At 67.2% G+C, this 15,364-nt stretch carries 13 protein-coding genes and 1 tRNA gene; 12 read left to right on the plus strand and 2 right to left on the minus strand.

The features are described from left to right. The first annotated feature begins 4 nt into the window (after positions 1-4). From H6A21_RS05720 to gdhA, 3 genes are all read left to right on the plus strand, one after another. Complete coding sequence (locus tag H6A21_RS05720; RefSeq protein ID WP_204561221.1) at positions 5-247, plus strand: DUF3343 domain-containing protein; 243 nt, start codon at positions 5-7, stop codon at positions 245-247. 64 nt (positions 248-311) lie between these two features. After that, on the plus strand, positions 312-1,352 hold the full coding sequence (gene selD / locus H6A21_RS05725) for a selenide, water dikinase SelD (RefSeq protein ID WP_204561223.1): 1,041 nt from the start codon (positions 312-314) through the stop codon (positions 1,350-1,352). A gap of 201 nt (positions 1,353-1,553) precedes the next feature. After that, a complete protein-coding gene (gene gdhA, locus H6A21_RS05730) occupies positions 1,554-2,909 on the plus strand; it encodes an NADP-specific glutamate dehydrogenase (RefSeq protein ID WP_204561225.1) in 1,356 nt (451 codons plus the stop codon). Positions 2,910-3,090: 181 nt separating this feature from the next. Here gdhA and H6A21_RS05735 read toward each other — a convergent pair whose 3' ends face one another. Beyond that, the gene (locus tag H6A21_RS05735) at positions 3,091-3,429 is read right to left on the minus strand and encodes a P-II family nitrogen regulator (protein ID WP_204561227.1); all 339 of its coding nucleotides are present in this window, start codon (positions 3,427-3,429) and stop codon (positions 3,091-3,093) included. Between the two features lie 301 nt (positions 3,430-3,730). Continuing rightward, positions 3,731-5,005, minus strand: coding sequence for an ammonium transporter (locus H6A21_RS05740; RefSeq protein ID WP_204561229.1), 1,275 nt, complete (start codon positions 5,003-5,005; stop codon positions 3,731-3,733). Positions 5,006-5,392: 387 nt separating this feature from the next. Here H6A21_RS05740 and H6A21_RS05745 point away from each other — a divergent pair, with 387 nt between their 5' ends. The 9 genes from H6A21_RS05745 to rfbB all read left to right on the plus strand — a co-directional run bounded on the left by H6A21_RS05745 (position 5,393) and on the right by rfbB (position 15,355). After that, positions 5,393-6,244, plus strand: coding sequence for an FAD binding domain-containing protein (locus H6A21_RS05745; protein ID WP_204561231.1), 852 nt, complete (start codon positions 5,393-5,395; stop codon positions 6,242-6,244). Continuing rightward, positions 6,241-6,780, plus strand: coding sequence for a (2Fe-2S)-binding protein (locus tag H6A21_RS05750; RefSeq protein ID WP_204561233.1), 540 nt, complete (start codon positions 6,241-6,243; stop codon positions 6,778-6,780). Before H6A21_RS05745 ends, H6A21_RS05750 begins: the two co-directional genes overlap by 4 nt. Positions 6,781-6,783: 3 nt before the next feature. Then, entirely contained in the window at positions 6,784-9,207 is a 2,424-nt protein-coding gene (locus H6A21_RS05755) for a xanthine dehydrogenase family protein molybdopterin-binding subunit (RefSeq protein WP_204561235.1), read from the plus strand. Positions 9,208-9,569: 362 nt separating this feature from the next. Then, positions 9,570-9,653, plus strand: a tRNA-Leu gene (locus tag H6A21_RS05760). 71 nt (positions 9,654-9,724) lie between these two features. Beyond that, positions 9,725-11,017, plus strand: coding sequence for a trigger factor (gene tig, locus H6A21_RS05765; RefSeq protein WP_204561237.1), 1,293 nt, complete (start codon positions 9,725-9,727; stop codon positions 11,015-11,017). Between the two features lie 135 nt (positions 11,018-11,152). After that, positions 11,153-11,773 carry an ATP-dependent Clp protease proteolytic subunit gene (locus H6A21_RS05770; RefSeq protein WP_204561239.1) on the plus strand — a complete coding sequence of 207 codons (621 nt, stop codon included), beginning with the start codon at positions 11,153-11,155 and terminating at the stop codon, positions 11,771-11,773. Continuing rightward, entirely contained in the window at positions 11,774-13,159 is a 1,386-nt protein-coding gene (gene clpX, locus H6A21_RS05775; protein ID WP_204561241.1) for an ATP-dependent Clp protease ATP-binding subunit ClpX, read from the plus strand. It begins immediately after the preceding gene. 139 nt (positions 13,160-13,298) lie between these two features. Then, positions 13,299-14,201, plus strand: a complete 903-nt coding sequence (gene rfbA / locus H6A21_RS05780; protein WP_204561243.1) for a glucose-1-phosphate thymidylyltransferase RfbA — start codon at positions 13,299-13,301, stop codon at positions 14,199-14,201. A 134-nt stretch (positions 14,202-14,335) separates the two neighbouring features. Continuing rightward, positions 14,336-15,355: a dTDP-glucose 4,6-dehydratase gene (gene rfbB, locus H6A21_RS05785; protein WP_428840757.1), complete on the plus strand. Its 1,020-nt coding sequence runs from the start codon at positions 14,336-14,338 to the stop codon at positions 15,353-15,355. The last annotated feature ends 9 nt before the right edge of the window (positions 15,356-15,364 follow it).

Genomic DNA, 15,364 nt, shown 5'->3' on the forward strand with positions numbered 1-15,364 from the left:
AGGGATGCCTCGAGCAACCGAGCCTCGCATCGTCGTCTCGTTCGCGAGCACGTTCGACGCCATGGAGGCCGAGCGGCTCTGCCAGCAGGCCGGTGTCGCCGGGCGCATCATCCCGCTGCCCGTGGAGATCGATGCGGAGTGCGGCCTCGCGTGGGCCATGCCCGCGACCGAGGCGGCGCTCGCCGCCTTCAACGATGCGGTCGCGGGACATCTCGTACCCGAGGGCATCTACCGACTCATGCTGTAGCAAACCAGGCGCCCGCAGCCCGAGGCGGAGCGGGCGGGCGCGCGTCCGAAAGAAGGATGAGCCCATGGAGACCACCGTCAAGCTCACGAAGCTCGCCGATTGCGCCGGGTGCGGCGCGAAGGTGGGGGCAGGGGAGCTCGCGAGCCTGTTCGAGGGCTTTCCCGACGTGCGCGACCCCAACCTGCTCGTGGGCTTCGACCATGCCGACGACGCCGCGGTCTACAGGCTGCGTGACGACCTCGCCATCGTGCAGACGCTCGACTTCTTCCCGCCCATCGCGGACGACCCGTACACGTTCGGCCAGATCGCGGCGGCCAACGCCCTGTCCGACATCTACGCCATGGGCGCCCGTCCCATCACGGCGCTGAACATCATGGCGGTGCCGGAGGACATGCCGAAGGAGGCCGTGCGCGAGATCCTGCGCGGCGGCGCGTGCAAGGTCGCCGAGGCGGGGGCCGTCGTGGCGGGCGGCCACAGCATCTACGACGACGAGCCGAAATACGGCCTGTCGGTCACGGGCGTCATCGACCCGGCGCGGCTGCTCAGAAACGACACGGCGCGCCCCGGCGACGTTCTCATCTACACCAAGCCCGTGGGCATCGGCGTCATGACGACGGCGCTCAAAGGCGGCCTGGCCGACGAGGAGGCGCGTTCGCGCGTCGAGGGGATCATGTGCACGCTGAACCGCGCCGCGGCCGAGGCGGCACGCCCCTTCGCCGTCCACGCCTGCACCGACATCACGGGGTTTGCCGTGCTCGGGCACGCGCTCGAGCTCGCTCAGGGCTCGAACACCCAGGTCGTGCTCGATGCCGACGCGTTCGCGTTCTTACCGGGCGCCCTCGATTTCGCCGCCATGGGCATCCTGCCGGCGGGTGTCTACCGCAACCGCCGCTACGCGGAGTCCGAGGTGGATATCGACGCGCGCGTCCCGCTTGCGGTGGCGGACCTGCTGTTCGACCCGCAGACCTCGGGCGGCCTGCTGTTCTCGGTCGACGCCGCCGACGCGGATGCCCTCATGGCGGCCCTTGCCGGCGCGGTCCCCGCGGCGCAGCGCATCGGGCGCGTCGGGGCCTACACCGGCGGCGCGCGCGTGCGCGTGCGGTGAGGCGCGCCTGCTCACAACCTGCTCGGACGCGAAACACGTGTGAAACGTATTCGCAACACGCAGTACACAGTGGGGTCGTTGAACTGGGAAAAGGTATCGGATGCCTGCGTTTGCACACCATTTTGCATATAGGTGCTGCACCGCGCCGTAGTACCATGGGTCCCGTTTTTCGGGAGTTAATCTAAAATTCGGGAGGTATCCATGACGTATTCCGAGAAGGTCATCGCCGAGCTGCGCGAGCGCTACGCCGACCAGCCGGAGTTCCTGCAGGCGGCCACCGAGGTGCTCGAGACGATTCAGCCCGCGCTCGACGCGCACCCCGAGTTCGAGGAGGCCTCACTGCTCGAGCGCCTCGTCGAGCCCGAGCGCGTTGTCATGTTCCGTGTGCCCTGGGTCGACGATGCGGGCAAGGTTCAGGTGAACCGCGGTTTCCGCGTCGAGTTCAACTCCGCCATCGGTCCCTACAAGGGCGGTCTGCGCTTCAACCCCACGGTGACGCTCGGCATGCTCAAGTTCCTGGGTTTCGAGCAGATCTTCAAGAACGCCCTGACCACGCTGCCCATGGGCGGCGGCAAGGGCGGTTCGGATTTCGACCCCAAGGGCAAGTCCAACCGCGAGATCATGGCCTTCTGCCAGTCCTTCATGACCGAGCTGTCCCGCCATATCGGCCCGAACACCGACGTGCCCGCCGGTGACCTGGGCGTGGGCGGCCGCGAGATCGGCTACCTGTTCGGCCAGTACAAGCGTCTGCGCAACGAATGGAGCGGCGTGCTCACCGGCAAGGGCCTCACCTTCGGCGGCTCGCTGGCGCGCACCGAGGCCACGGGCTACGGCCTGGTGTACTTCGTGGACGAGTACCTCAAGAGCGCCGGCGACTCCTTCGAGGGCAAGACCGTCGTCGTGCACGGCTCCGGCAACGTCGCGATCTACGCGATCCAGAAGGTCTCGCAGCTCGGCGGCAAGGTTATCGCCGCCTCCGACACCAAGGGCTGGGTCGAGGACCCCGACGGCATCGACTACACGGTGCTCGAGCACATCTACAACAAGAAGCGCTCCGGCCATGACGCCGGCGTGAGCCTGGCCATGTACGTCGACGAGCGCCCGAACGCCATCTGGCATGCCGGCGACGGCCGCGGCGTGTGGCAGCTGCCCTGCGACGTCGCGCTGCCCTGCGCGCGCGAGAACACGCTCACCCTCGAGGACGCCCAGGCGCTCGTCGCGGGCGGCTGCAAGGTCGTGGGCGAGGGCGCGAACATGCCCACCACGCCCGATGCGACCGTCTACCTGCAGGAGCACGGCGTGGCCTTCATGCCGGGCAAGGCCGCGAACGCCGGCGGCGTGCTCGTGTCCGGCCTCGAGATGAGCCAAAACGCCGAGCACCTGTCCTGGACGTTCGAGGAGGTCGACGGCAAGCTCGAGAGCCTCATGCGCGGCATGTTCCACAACGTGGACGACACCGCCCGCTCCTTCGGCCATGAGGGCGACTTCGTCATGGGCGCCAACATCGCCGGCTTCCTGAAGGTCGCCGACGCCATGATGGCGCAGGGCGTCTGCTAGGTCGCTGCGGTTTTTCCTGACATAGGTGCCTGATTTCCGGGCGTCCCGCTGCATCCGCGCGGGGCGCCCGGTTTCATGGCAGGGTCGATGTGCCCCCGGTAGAGTGGCAAAGGAGGCGCCTCGGGGAACAGGCGCGTTGCCGTGTCCCGAGGCGCCGCCTGGAAAGGGGCCGTTGCGGTCGCTACAGCGCCTCGGCGCCGCGCTCGCCCGTGCGAATGCGGACGACTTCCTCGACGGGGGAGACGAAGATCTTGCCGTCACCCACCTCGCCGGTGCGCGCCGCACGACAGATGACCTCGATGACGTCTTCGACCTGGGTGTCGCTGACCACGAGGTCGAACTGCACCTTCGGGATGGTGTTCAGCAGCACCTCGGTGCCGCGTACATACTCCTTCCAGCCGTGCTGGTTGCCGCAGCCCATCACCTGGACGATGGTCATGCCGCGCACATCGGCGGCGTACAGCGCGTCCTTGAGCGCCTCGAGCTTCTCGGCGCGCACGATCGCGGTGATCCGTTTCATATCGCTTCCTTTCCGAATCGATTCTCAGCGTGCGGCGCCTGCTTCGTACAGAGACGCCGCATCGCATGCGGTTGCTATCCGCTTCAGCCTCGCGCGGCGCCTGCGCACGCGGCCCCATCTGCAGAGCAGGCGGACAGCAGCGCTGAGCATTGGAGGTACGCGACGAGCATCGAGGGCTGCTCTGCGCGCATACCCGTGCCGTGCTCCGACGTCGACGCGCGCTTTGCGGCGTGCGGGACCGCATGGGGTGTGAGAGAGGTTGCAGTGGGAAGGGTTTGCAAGTCGGTGCGTTTCATGATTATCAGTCCAATCCACTGAATGCCGGATAGGCGCTCTCGCCGTGCTCGGAGATGTCGAGGCCCAGCGCCTCGTCTGCCTCGTCGACGCGGATCTTGCCGCCCATGATCGCGCGCACGGCAAACGCGATGAGAAGGTCGAGCACGATGACGATGGCAAGGGTCACCACGATGCCGAGGACCTGGTCGATGAGCAGCGCGGGGTCGCCGGTGTACAGCAGGCCGCCGTGATCGGTCCAGGAGAGCTCCGGCACGCAGAACAGGCCGGTGAGCACGCCGCCCAGGATGCCGCCCACGCCGTGGCAGCCGAACGCGTCGAGCGCGTCGTCGTAGCCGATGCGGGCCTTCAGGTGGGAGATGGCCAGATAGCACACGGGGGAGACCATCGCCCCCATGACGAGGGCGGCCCAGGGCTCGACGAAGCCGGCGCCCGGCGTCACGACCACGAGGCCCGCCACAAGTCCGGTGCTCGCGCCCACGAGCGTGGGCTTGCCGGTGCGCACGCGCTCGACCACGAGCCACGAGACGAGCCCTGCGGCGCTCGCGGTCACCGTGTTGAGCACCGCCAGCGCCGCGATGCCGTCGGCGGCGAAGGCCGAGCCGCCGTTGAAGCCGAACCATCCGAACCACAGAAGGCCGGCGCCGAGCGCCACGAACGGCACGTTGTGCGGCCGGTAGCTCATGACGCCGAAGCCGCGGCGGCTGCCCACCATGAGGCAGAGGATGAGGCCGGTGACGCCCGAGGAGATGTGCACGACGTCGCCGCCGGCGAAGTCGAGCGCGCCGATGATGCCGCCGATGAGCGAGCCCTCGCCGCCCCACACCATGTGGGCGAGCGGCGCGTAGACCACGAGCACCCAGATGCCCATGAACAGCGCGAGGGCGCCGAAGCGCACGCGCCCCGCGAGCGAGCCGGTGACGATCGCCGCGGTGATCATGGCGAAGGCCATCTGGAAGGCGATGTCCACGATGCCAGGATAGGTCGCATCGGCGGGCGGGTTGGCGGTCTGGGCCAGAAGGGCCGAGACCGTCGGCAGCGCGAGCAGCTGGTCGAAGCCGCCGAAGAACGGAAGCGAGCCGTCGCCGCCGTAGGCGAACGACCAGCCGGCGACGATCCACAGCGCGCCGACGAGTCCGATGATGCCGAAGCACATGAGCATCGTGTTCACGACGTTCTTGCGACGTGCGAGGCCGCCGTAGAAGAACGCGAGGCCCGGTGTCATGAGGAACACGAGCATGGTGCAGACGAGCATGAAGGCGGTGGAGCCGCTGTCGTACATGGTCACTCCTATCGGTCGTGGGATGCAGGACGCGGCCATGATGGCACGCCGGGCGAGCAGTGTTTCAGGCCTGTCGCGAAAAGCCGAATCGTAACGAGCGCGAATTCGTCTCTCATCGGAATCGAAATCGAACCGCAACGTTGGAAACGAGAAATTTATCGCGTTGCTGCATGTCGGGTGGCTGCGGGCGGCGGGCGCGGCACGGCGGGCGGGGGTTGTCCGCTGCGGGTTCGCTTTCGTGCCGTCGGCGGGCCATCATGGGCTGCCGCGTGCGGCCAGGCGCGCATTTTGTGCTCGCACCGACGCTTGAGCGCACATGTTGTGCCGCTCCGGTACACTTAACGAGTTCTGCCAAGGAATCGACCTATCTTGAGAGATGGGGGAGGAATGCTCAGATTCGGAAGATATGTCCGAGCAGCCAATGTCGAGGACGCGCTGGAGGTGCTCCGGTTTCGCAAAGGGGCGCAGATCCTGGGCGGCGGCATGTGGATGCGCCTGTCCGACCGCACGATACCCTGCGTGATCGACCTGTCGGACTGCGGCCTCGACAAGATCGAGGAGACTGAGGACGAGTACCGCATCGGCGCTTACGTGACGCTGCGCGACCTCGAGTGCGCGGGCGTGCTGAACGACGCCTGCGACGGTGTGCTCGCCGCAGCGGTCCGCGACATCGTGGGCGTGCAGTTCCGTCGCTCGGCGACCGTCGGCGGCAGCGTCTTCGGGCGCTTCGGCTTCTCCGACGTGATCTGCGCGCTGCTCGCGCTCGACACCGAGGTCGAGCTCGTCGAGGCCGGCCGCGTGCCGCTCGCCACCTTCATCGACATGCCCTACGAGCTTGACGTCCTCACCCATATCATCGTGAAGAAGCACGACTATCAGGCCTCCTACCAGTGCCTGCGCAAGGCCGCAACCGATTTTGCGACCGTCAACGCCTGCGCCGCGCGCTGGGACGGCGCCTGGCACCTTGCCGTGGGCGCCCGTCCGGCCAAGGCGCGCCTGCTTTCGGGCGCCGAGGCGGGCGTCGTCTCCGCGGAGCCTTCCTGCGACGAGCTCGCGCACGCCATCGAGGCCGTGCGCGGCCTGACCTATAGCTCCAACCTGTGGGGCTCCGAGCGCTATCGCCGCCATCTGGCCGGCGTGCTCGCGGCGCGCGCCCTTGTCGAGGCCGCCCGCTACACCTCGCCCGAAGGCTTGGAGGCGGCCCGCGCCGCATGCGCCCGTGAGGAGGCTATCCGATGAGCGGAAAGACGATGGACATCTCGATCAACCTGAACGGCAAGCGGGTCGCCGCGAGCGTATCCCCCGACCTGTCGCTGCTCGCCTTCGTGCGCGCCCAGGGCTGCAAGTCCGTGAAGTGCGCCTGCGAGACCACGAACTGCGGCCTGTGCACGGTGTGGCTCGATGGCCAGGCCGTGCTCTCGTGCGCCGTGCCCATGGCGCGCGCGAACGGCCACGCGGTCATGACGCTCGAGGGCCTGCAGGCGGAGTCCGCCGACTTCGCGCGCTGCATGGCCGAGGAGGGCGCCGAGCAGTGCGGATTCTGCTCGCCCGGCCTCATCATGAACGTGCTCTCCATGGAGCGCGAGATCCGCGAGCGCGCCGCGGCGGCGGGCGAGGAGCCGCAGATGCCCTCCGACGAGGAGATGGACTCCTATCTGGCGGGCAACCTGTGCCGCTGTACGGGCTATACAAGCCAGCGCCGCGCCATCCGCCGCTATATGGCGAGCCGCTTCGCCGCGTGCGCGCAAGCCGTCGTCGCCGGACAGGAGGAGTAACCCATGAGCATGATCGTGACGCGCGAGAGCGAGCGCGCAAACCTCTCCTGCGTGGGCGCCCCCGTCGTGAAGCGCGACGCCGCGGCGCTGCTGTCCGGCAAACCGGTCTTCACGAACGACCTGGCGCCCGCAGACGCCCTTATCGTGAAGATCCTGCACAGTCCGCACGCCTTCGCCCGCATCCGCGACATCGACACGTCGCGCGCGCTGAAGGTGCCGGGGGTCGTCGCCGTCTACACCTATAAGGATGTGCCGAACAAGCGCTTCACCCTCGCCGGCCAGAGCTATCCCGAGGCGAGCCCATACGACCGCCTGATCCTCGACCAGGTCGTGCGCTACGTGGGCGACGAGGTCGCCATCGTGGCCGCCGAGACCGAGGACGCCGCCCGCAGCGCCTTGAAGCTCATCAAGGTCGACTACGAGGTCATGGAGCCCGTGCTCGACTTCACGCGCGCCAAGGGCAACCCGGTCGTCATCCACACCGAGGACAACTACCATGTCAACGGGGCGTGGATCAACAACGACCGCGCCCGCAACGTCGTGGCCTCGGGCCTGTCGGCCCATGGCGACCTCGAGGCGGCCTTCGCCGAATGCGACATCGTCGTCGACGAGACCTACCACACGCTTGCCGACAACCAGGGCATGATGGAGACGTTCCGCTCCTTCGCCGAGATCGACGCGTACGGCCGCATCACCGTGACCGCCTCCACCCAGGTGCCCTTCCACGTGCGCCGCATGGTCGCCAACGCCCTCGACATCCCGCAGTCGCGCGTGCGCGTGGTGAAGCCGCGCATCGGCGGCGGCTTCGGCGCCAAGCAGAGCGGCTGCAACGAGATCTTCTGCGCGTTCGTCACGGCCAAGACCGGTCGTCCGTCGAAGGTCGTCTACACGCGCGAGGAGACGCTCGCGTCCTCGAACTCGCGCCATGAGATGCAGATGCACGTGCGCCTGGGCGCGAAAAACGACGGCACGATCGTGGCCATCGACCTGTACACGCTCTCCAACCAGGGCGCCTACGGCGAGCACGGCCCCACGACCGTGGGCCTATCCGGCCACAAGAGCCTGCCGCTGTACAACCACGCGAAGGCGACCCGCTTCGCATTCGACGTCGTCTACACGAACACGATGCCGGCCGGCGCCTATCGCGGCTACGGTGCGACGCAGGGCCTGTTCGCTGTCGAGTCCGCCGTGAACGAACTCGCCGACCGCCTGGGCATGGACCCCTGCGAGATCCGCTTCAAGAACCTCGTGACGCCGGGCGAGCGCCTGGCGCAGTACGACGACAACGAGCTGTACTCCTGCAACGTCTCGGCGTGCCTGCGCCGCGCGATGGAGATGATCGGCTGGGACGACAAGCCGCTCGCGCGCGATCTGGGCGACCGGGTGCGCGGCCTGGGCGTCGCGCTCTCCATGCAGGGCTCGGCTATCGCCAAGATTGACATCGGTTCGGTCGATCTGCGTTTGGAGGAGACCGGCTTCTATACGCTCTCCGTCGGCGCGACCGACATGGGCACCGGCTCCGACACGATCCTTGCGCAGTTTGCCGCCGAGGCGCTGCGCTGCGACACCGATCGCATCGTCGTGCACGGCGTCGATACCGACGTGTCGCCCTTCGACACCGGCTCCTATGCGAGCGCATCGACCTATCTGACCGGCATGGCGACTATCAAGGCCTCAGAGCGCCTCATCGCCGAGCTGCGCCAGCGCGCCGCCGGCTTCATGGGCGTCGATGCCGACGACGTGCTGTTCGACGGTGAGCGCCTGCTTGCGTTCGCCCCCGGCACGCTGGCTGAAGGGGGCGCCGACATCCCCGAGTTCTCCGGCATCTACGACGACGTCGAGGCCATCGCGCGCAGCTACCGGTTGGCCGAGCGCGCCCCGGAGGCTGAGCCTGTGGCCGAGATGACGCTTGCCGAGCTCGCGAACAGGCTCGTCGCGGGCGGCGACGGCGACTGCCTGACCGCGCACGCCGCGGCGAGCTCGCCCACGAGCCCCCCGCCGTTCATGAGCGGTATCGCCGAGGTTGACGTCGACAAGGCCACCGGCAAGGTCACGGTGGTCGACTACGTGAGCGTTGTCGACTGCGGCACCGTCGTGAACGAGAACCTCGCGCGCGTGCAGGCCGAGGGCGGCATCGCCCAGGGCATCGGCATGGCGCTCACCGAGGACGTGCAGTACAGCGGCCGCGGCCGCATGCGCACCCGCTCGCTCATGACCTACAAGATGCCGACGCGTCTCGATGTGCCGGACATCCGCGTCGAGTTCGCCCCGAGCTACGAGCCCACGGGCCCGTTCGGTGCGAAGTCGATTGGCGAGGTCGTCATCAACACCCCGTCGCCGGCCATTGCGAGCGCCGTTGCCCACGCGACGGGCCACTACGTTCGGACGCTGCCCATCACGCCGGAGAAGGCGCTGTTCGGCGAGTAGGATCCACATCGTCTTAAGGCGGCCTTCCCGCGCAAGGAAGGCCGCCTTGCGTTGCGCCAGGGCCGTGCAGCCGCCGGGCGCCCGCTACCCTTACGGCGAACCGAGGTGCGCCATAGCCGAGCCGGCGCTTCATTGTCTTCGTGCGAAAGGCACACGAGGGGCGGCTACGTGTGCCTTTCGCACGAAGACAATGAAGGGGGCTGTCGGGGCCCCGCTCTCGGACGGGGTGGGGGCGGCTCGCAGCCGGGGTTGCGGGTGCGTATCGCATCATGTGCGCGGGGTGTGAGCGCGCGGGCCGCGCTCGAGCTTCATCGTCCGCATGCTGGTCGTATCTGCTATCATTCAGAAACTGTGCGTAAAATGCGGGCGTGGCGGAATTGGTAGACGCGCTGGATTTAGGTTCCAGTGGGCTTCCCGTGAAGGTTCGAGTCCTTTCGCCCGCACCATAGCGCCATCAAGTGTTACCCAAGGGTCATCGGCACCCACGATATGCCGACGTACTGTAAGAGGAGGAACGTTGAACATCACTTCAGACGTGAAGGACGCCAAGCTCACCGCGACGGTCACCATTCCGGCCGCCGACGTCGATGCTGCCATCAAGAAGGCCTACAAGGATGCCGCCAAGAGGTACCGCTTCCCGGGCTTCCGTGCTGGTCATGCTCCCCGTCCCGTTATCGACAACATGCTCGGCGCCGGCGCCGTGCTCGCCCAGGCCACCAATGACATCATCGGTGCCAACGAGTCCGCCGTGCTGAACGAGCTCGACATCGTCCCGGTCAAGCCCGCCGACTACGGCACCATCGACTCCATGGTCGCCGACCACGAGGACTACACTTACACCATCGAGCTCCAGCTCCGCCCGAGCTACGAGCTCAGCTCCTACGATCCCGTCGAGATCGAGATGCCTCCCGCGGAGGTCACCGAGGGCGAGATCGACGCGCAGATCGAGCAGCTCATGGGCTATCACGCCACCTTCAAGGACGCCGAGCGTCCCGTCGCCGACGGCGATTACGTCACGGTCGACATCGAGAACGTCAAGAACGCTGAGGCGCTCGCCGGCGAGGGCCGCATGATCGTGGTCGGCTCCGGCAACCTGCCCAAGGAGTTCGACGAGGGCATGGTCGGCATGAACGTCGACGAGACCAAGGAGATCTCCTGGACCCCCGAGGTCGAGGGTGCCGAGGAGGCCGCCGTCAAGGTGACCGTCAAGAACATCAAGGAGCGCATCCTGCCCGAGCTCACCGACGAGTTCGCCAAGACCTCCTTTGGCTTCGACGACATCGCCGCGATGCGCGACGCCGTCAAGATCGAGCTCGATGCCGACAAGACCTCCAAGCTCCCCGGCATCAAGGAGAACCGCGCCGTCGCCAAGCTCGCCGAGCGCCTCGAGGCCGAGACCATCGACGAGGACTACGAGCAGTCCGTCTTCTCCGAGCTGGGTCAGAACTTCCTGCAGAGCCTCTCCGGCCGCGGCATGACGCTCGACTCCTGGCTGAAGATGTCCAACCTCTCCACCGAGGCCTTCCTCGCCGACCTGCACCACCAGGCCGACGACGTCGCCCGCGAGTCCCTCGCGCTCGACGCCCTCGCGCGCAAGCTCGAGATCGAGGTCACCGATGAGGACGTCGACGCCGAGTTCGAGCGCGCCGGCATCCAGGACGTCGAGGCCTCCAAGGCCCAGTTCATCGCCGAGGGCCGCATGCCGGCCGTGCGCGACTCCATCCGTCGCTCCAAGGCGGTCGACTGGCTGGTCGACAACGCCGTCGTGACCGAGGTCGACGAGTTCGCCAAGGCTGACGACGCCGAGTAAATCTGTCCCCGCGAGGGGGTACCATACCGGGAGACCGGACCTGACGTTACGGTGCATCGACTCTGCGCGCGTATCCGCGCCGAGCGGGCACCGTACGTCATATGTAACGATGAGAATGCGAAAGGGGAATGCGTCATGTACCGGATTGATTCCGCGCTCGTGCCCTATGTCATCGAGCAGACGCCGCGCGGCGAGCGCAGCTACGACATCTATTCTCGCCTGCTGAACGACCGCATCATCTTCCTGGGCGAGGAGATCAACTCCACGACCGCGAACCTCGTTATCGCGCAGCTGCTCCACCTCGAGAGCCAGGATGCCGAGAAGGACATCTCGCTCTACATCAACTCGCCGGGCGGCGAGGTGTACTCGGGCCTTGCCATTCTCGACACGATGAACTTCATCAAGCCCGATGTCTCCACCATCTGCGTGGGCATGGCGGCGAGCATGGCCGCGGTGCTCCTCGCGAGCGGCGCGCGCGGCAAGCGCTTCTGCCTGCCGAACTCCATGATCATGATCCATCAGCCGAGCGGCGGCGCCCAGGGCCAGCAGACCGAGATCGAGATCGCCGCGCGCGAGATCAAGGAGACCCGCAGGAACCTCAACCAGATCCTCTCCGACGCGACGGGCCAGCCGTTCGAGAAGGTCGAGGCCGATACCGAGCGCGACCACTATATGCGTGCCCAGGCAGCCCTGGAGTACGGTCTTGTCGACCGCATCGTGACGTCGCGCGCCGCGACGCAGGGAAGCGAGCAGTAAATGGCCAGCAACGATACCCGTGACCAGATGGGCTTCGGCCCGATCCATTGCTCGTTTTGCGGCAAGACCCAAGACCAGGTGCGCAAGCTCGTGAAGGGCCCGAGCAACATCTTCATCTGCGACGAGTGCGTCGCGGCGTGCTCGGAGATCCTCGAGGAGTCGCTTGCCCAGGACTTCCTGGAGCAGCAGCGCAACATGCCGTTCCCGCCGGAGGGCATGGGCTACATGTCCGAGCCCGAGGCCGTCGAGGACCTCGACGACGAGCATATCGCCACGAGCCTCATCAAGCGCGTGCCCACGCCGCATGAGATCTACCGCGAGCTCTCGGAGTACGTGATGGGCCAGGAGGACGCGAAGCGCGCCATGTCCGTCGCGGTCTACAACCACTACCGCCGCGTGCTCGAGCGCGAAGCGGCCGACAGCGGCGAGGGTGCCGCCGCAAGCGATTCCGATCTCGAGGACGTCGAGCTCGCCAAGAGTAACATCTTGCTGCTCGGCCCCACGGGCACCGGCAAGACCCTGCTCGCCCAGACGCTCGCGCGCATCCTCGAGGTGCCGTTCGCCATCGCCGACGCCACGGCGCTCACCGAGGCGGGCTATGTGGGCGAGGACGTGGAGAACATCCTGCTCAAGCTTATCAACGCTGCGGACGGCGATGTGGCCCGCGCGCAGATCGGCATCATCTACGTCGACGAGATCGACAAGATCGCGCGCAAGGCGGAGAACCTCTCCATTACGCGCGACGTGTCGGGCGAGGGCGTGCAGCAGGCGCTCCTGAAGATCCTCGAGGGCACCGTGGCGAGCGTGCCGCCCACCGGCGGCCGCAAGCACCCGCAGCAGGAGCTCATCCAGATCGACACGACGAACATCCTGTTCATCTGCGGCGGCGCCTTCGTGGGGCTCGACAAGATTGTCTCCGACCGCGTGGGCAACAAGGGTGTGGGCTTCAACTCCGAGATCGCCGGCCCCACGTCGGCCGACGAGAACGACCTGCTCAAGCAGGTGCTCCCGCAGGACCTGAACGCCTTCGGCATGATTCCGGAGTTCGTGGGTAGGACGCCGGTCATCACGCAGACGAACGCGCTGACCGAAGACGATCTCGTGTCCATCCTGACCGAGCCCAAAAACGCTATCGTGCGCCAGTACCGTCGCATGTTCCAGCTCGAGAACTGCGACCTGGAGTTCGAGGACGAGGCGCTCCACGAGATCGCCCGCCTCGCGCTCGCCCGCAAGACCGGCGCGCGCGGCCTGCGCTCCATCTGCGAGAACTTGCTGCAGCAGACGATGTTCGACCTGCCTTCCGAGGAGGGCGTGGCCAAGGTCATCGTCACCGCGGCCTCGGTGCGCGGCGAGGAGGAGCCCCGGCGCGTGCCCGTCGCGGCATAGGAGGGAGGCTCGCGGTTCGCACGCGAAGCCCTCTTCGTGTTTCTTGCGCGCCCAGCGGATGCCGAGTCCGGCGGCCGCTGGGCGCGTTTGCCTGTTAGTATGGATACGTCAAGGCATCCGAATCCAAAGGAGCTGAGGTATGAAGGGCATCATCCTCGCGGGCGGCAGCGGGACGCGTCTCTATCCGCTGACCCTCGTGACGAGTAAGCAGCTGCTGCCCGTCTACGATAAGCCGATGATCTACTACCCGCTGTCGGTGCTCATGATGGCGGGCATCCGCGACATCCTGATCATCTCGACGCCCACGGATCTGCCGAATTTCGAGCGGCTGCTGAAAGACGGCTCGGACTTCGGCGTGAACCTGTCCTATGCCGAGCAGCCGAGCCCCGACGGCCTGGCGCAGGCCTTCCTGATCGGCCGCACGTGGATCGCCGGCGAGCCCTGCGCCCTCGTGCTCGGCGACAACATCTTCTTCGGCAACGGGCTGTCGCGCCACCTGCGCCGCGCCGTCGAGCGCGCCGAGCGGCGCGGGGGCGCCACGGTGTTCGGCTACCACGTGGACGATCCCGAGCGCTTCGGCGTCGTCGAGTTCGATCGGGAGGGCCGCGCGCTCTCGATCGAGGAGAAACCCGAGCACCCCAAGAGCTCGTATGCGGTGACGGGCCTGTATTTCTACGACGGCCGCGTATGCGACATGGCCGAGCAGGTGCGCCCCTCGGCGCGCGGCGAGCTCGAGATCACCGATCTCAACCGGATGTACCTGGAGGACGGCAGCCTCGATGTCGTGACGCTCGGGCGCGGCTACGCGTGGCTCGACACCGGCACGATGGAGAGCCTGTACGAGGCGGGCGAGTTCGTGCGGGCCGTCGAGCGCGCCCAGGACCAGCCGGTCTCGGTGCTCGAGGAGATCGCCTTCGAGAACGGGTGGATCGACCGCGCCACGCTGCTCGCCTGCGCGGAGCGCTACGGCAAAAGCGTCTACGGGCAGCATCTGCGCAAGGTCGCCGAGGGTGCCTACGTGACGTTTAGGCGCGAGGAATAGGAGCGGGCCCGGCGATCGATCCCGGAAACCACGGGTGTTTTCGGGTCGTGATATGACATGGCGGGTGGCAGCCGTGCGGCGTGCGCCCTGGAAAGTTGATGCGCCCGCATGCCGCGGGTGCGGAAGGGATGACGATGGGGGAGACCTTCGAGCCCAAGCGGATCATCGTGACCGGCGGCTGCGGGTTCATCGGCAGCAATTTCGTACATTTCGTCGCCCGTGAACATCCGGAGGTCCACGTGACCGTGCTGGACAAGCTCACCTACGCGGGCAACCCGGAGAACATCGCGGGGCTGCCCGCGGACCGCGTCGAGCTCGTCGTGGGCGACATCTGCGACGCGGGGCTCGTCGACCGCCTGGTTGCGGATGCTGACGCCGTCGTGCACTACGCCGCGGAGTCCCACAACGACAACTCCATCGCCGACCCTGCGCCCTTCGTGCGCACGAACGTCACGGGCACGTTCACGCTCATCGAGGCCTGCCGCAGGCACGGCGTTCGCTACCACCACGTCTCGACCGACGAGGTCTACGGCGACCTGGCGCTCGACGACCCGGCGCGCTTCACCGAGGAGACCCCGTACCGCCCCAGCTCGCCCTATTCGAGCACGAAGGCGTCCTCCGACATGCTCGTGCGCGCGTGGGTGCGCACCTACGGCCTGGCGGCGACGATCTCGAACTGCTCGAACAACTACGGCCCCTACCAGCACGTGGAGAAGTTCATCCCGCGACAGATCACCAACATCCTCGACGGCGGCCGCCCCAAGCTCTACGGCGACGGCAAAAACGTGCGCGACTGGATCCACACCGAGGACCACAGCTCGGCCGTGTGGACCATCCTGACGCGCGGGCGGGTCGGCGAGACCTACCTGATCGGCGCCGACGGCGAGAGGAGCAACATCGACGTGCTGCGCGCGATCCTGCGCGCCATGGGCCGACCCGAGGACGACTTCGACTGGGTGCGCGACCGCCCGGGCCACGACCGCCGCTACGCGATCGACTCGACGAAGCTCCGCCGCGAGCTCGGCTGGATGCCCGCCCATACCGATTTCGACCAGGGCCTCGCGGCGACCATCGCGTGGTATCGCGACCATGAGAGCTGGTGGCGCCCCGCGAAGGAGGCCACGGAGCAGAAGTACGCCGCGCAGGGCCAGTAAAGGGGGTTT

It is taken from the genome of Collinsella tanakaei (assembly GCF_016902615.1).
GTDB classification, from domain to species: Bacteria; Actinomycetota; Coriobacteriia; order Coriobacteriales; family Coriobacteriaceae; genus Collinsella; species Collinsella tanakaei_A.

Coding starts and splice junctions, on each gene's coding strand:
- H6A21_RS05755 (WP_204561235.1), top strand. CDS start 6,784: ATGAGCATGATCGTGACGCGCGAGAGCGAGCGCGCAAACCTCTCCTGC.
- rfbA (WP_204561243.1), top strand. CDS start 13,299: ATGAAGGGCATCATCCTCGCGGGCGGCAGCGGGACGCGTCTCTATCCG.
- H6A21_RS05720 (WP_204561221.1), top strand. CDS start 5: ATGCCTCGAGCAACCGAGCCTCGCATCGTCGTCTCGTTCGCGAGCACG.
- rfbB (WP_428840757.1), top strand. CDS start 14,336: ATGGGGGAGACCTTCGAGCCCAAGCGGATCATCGTGACCGGCGGCTGC.
- H6A21_RS05745 (WP_204561231.1), top strand. CDS start 5,393: ATGCTCAGATTCGGAAGATATGTCCGAGCAGCCAATGTCGAGGACGCG.
- selD (WP_204561223.1), top strand. CDS start 312: ATGGAGACCACCGTCAAGCTCACGAAGCTCGCCGATTGCGCCGGGTGC.
- H6A21_RS05750 (WP_204561233.1), top strand. CDS start 6,241: ATGAGCGGAAAGACGATGGACATCTCGATCAACCTGAACGGCAAGCGG.
- clpX (WP_204561241.1), top strand. CDS start 11,774: ATGGCCAGCAACGATACCCGTGACCAGATGGGCTTCGGCCCGATCCAT.
- H6A21_RS05770 (WP_204561239.1), top strand. CDS start 11,153: ATGTACCGGATTGATTCCGCGCTCGTGCCCTATGTCATCGAGCAGACG.
- H6A21_RS05740 (WP_204561229.1), bottom strand. CDS start 5,005: ATGTACGACAGCGGCTCCACCGCCTTCATGCTCGTCTGCACCATGCTC.
- gdhA (WP_204561225.1), top strand. CDS start 1,554: ATGACGTATTCCGAGAAGGTCATCGCCGAGCTGCGCGAGCGCTACGCC.
- H6A21_RS05735 (WP_204561227.1), bottom strand. CDS start 3,429: ATGAAACGGATCACCGCGATCGTGCGCGCCGAGAAGCTCGAGGCGCTC.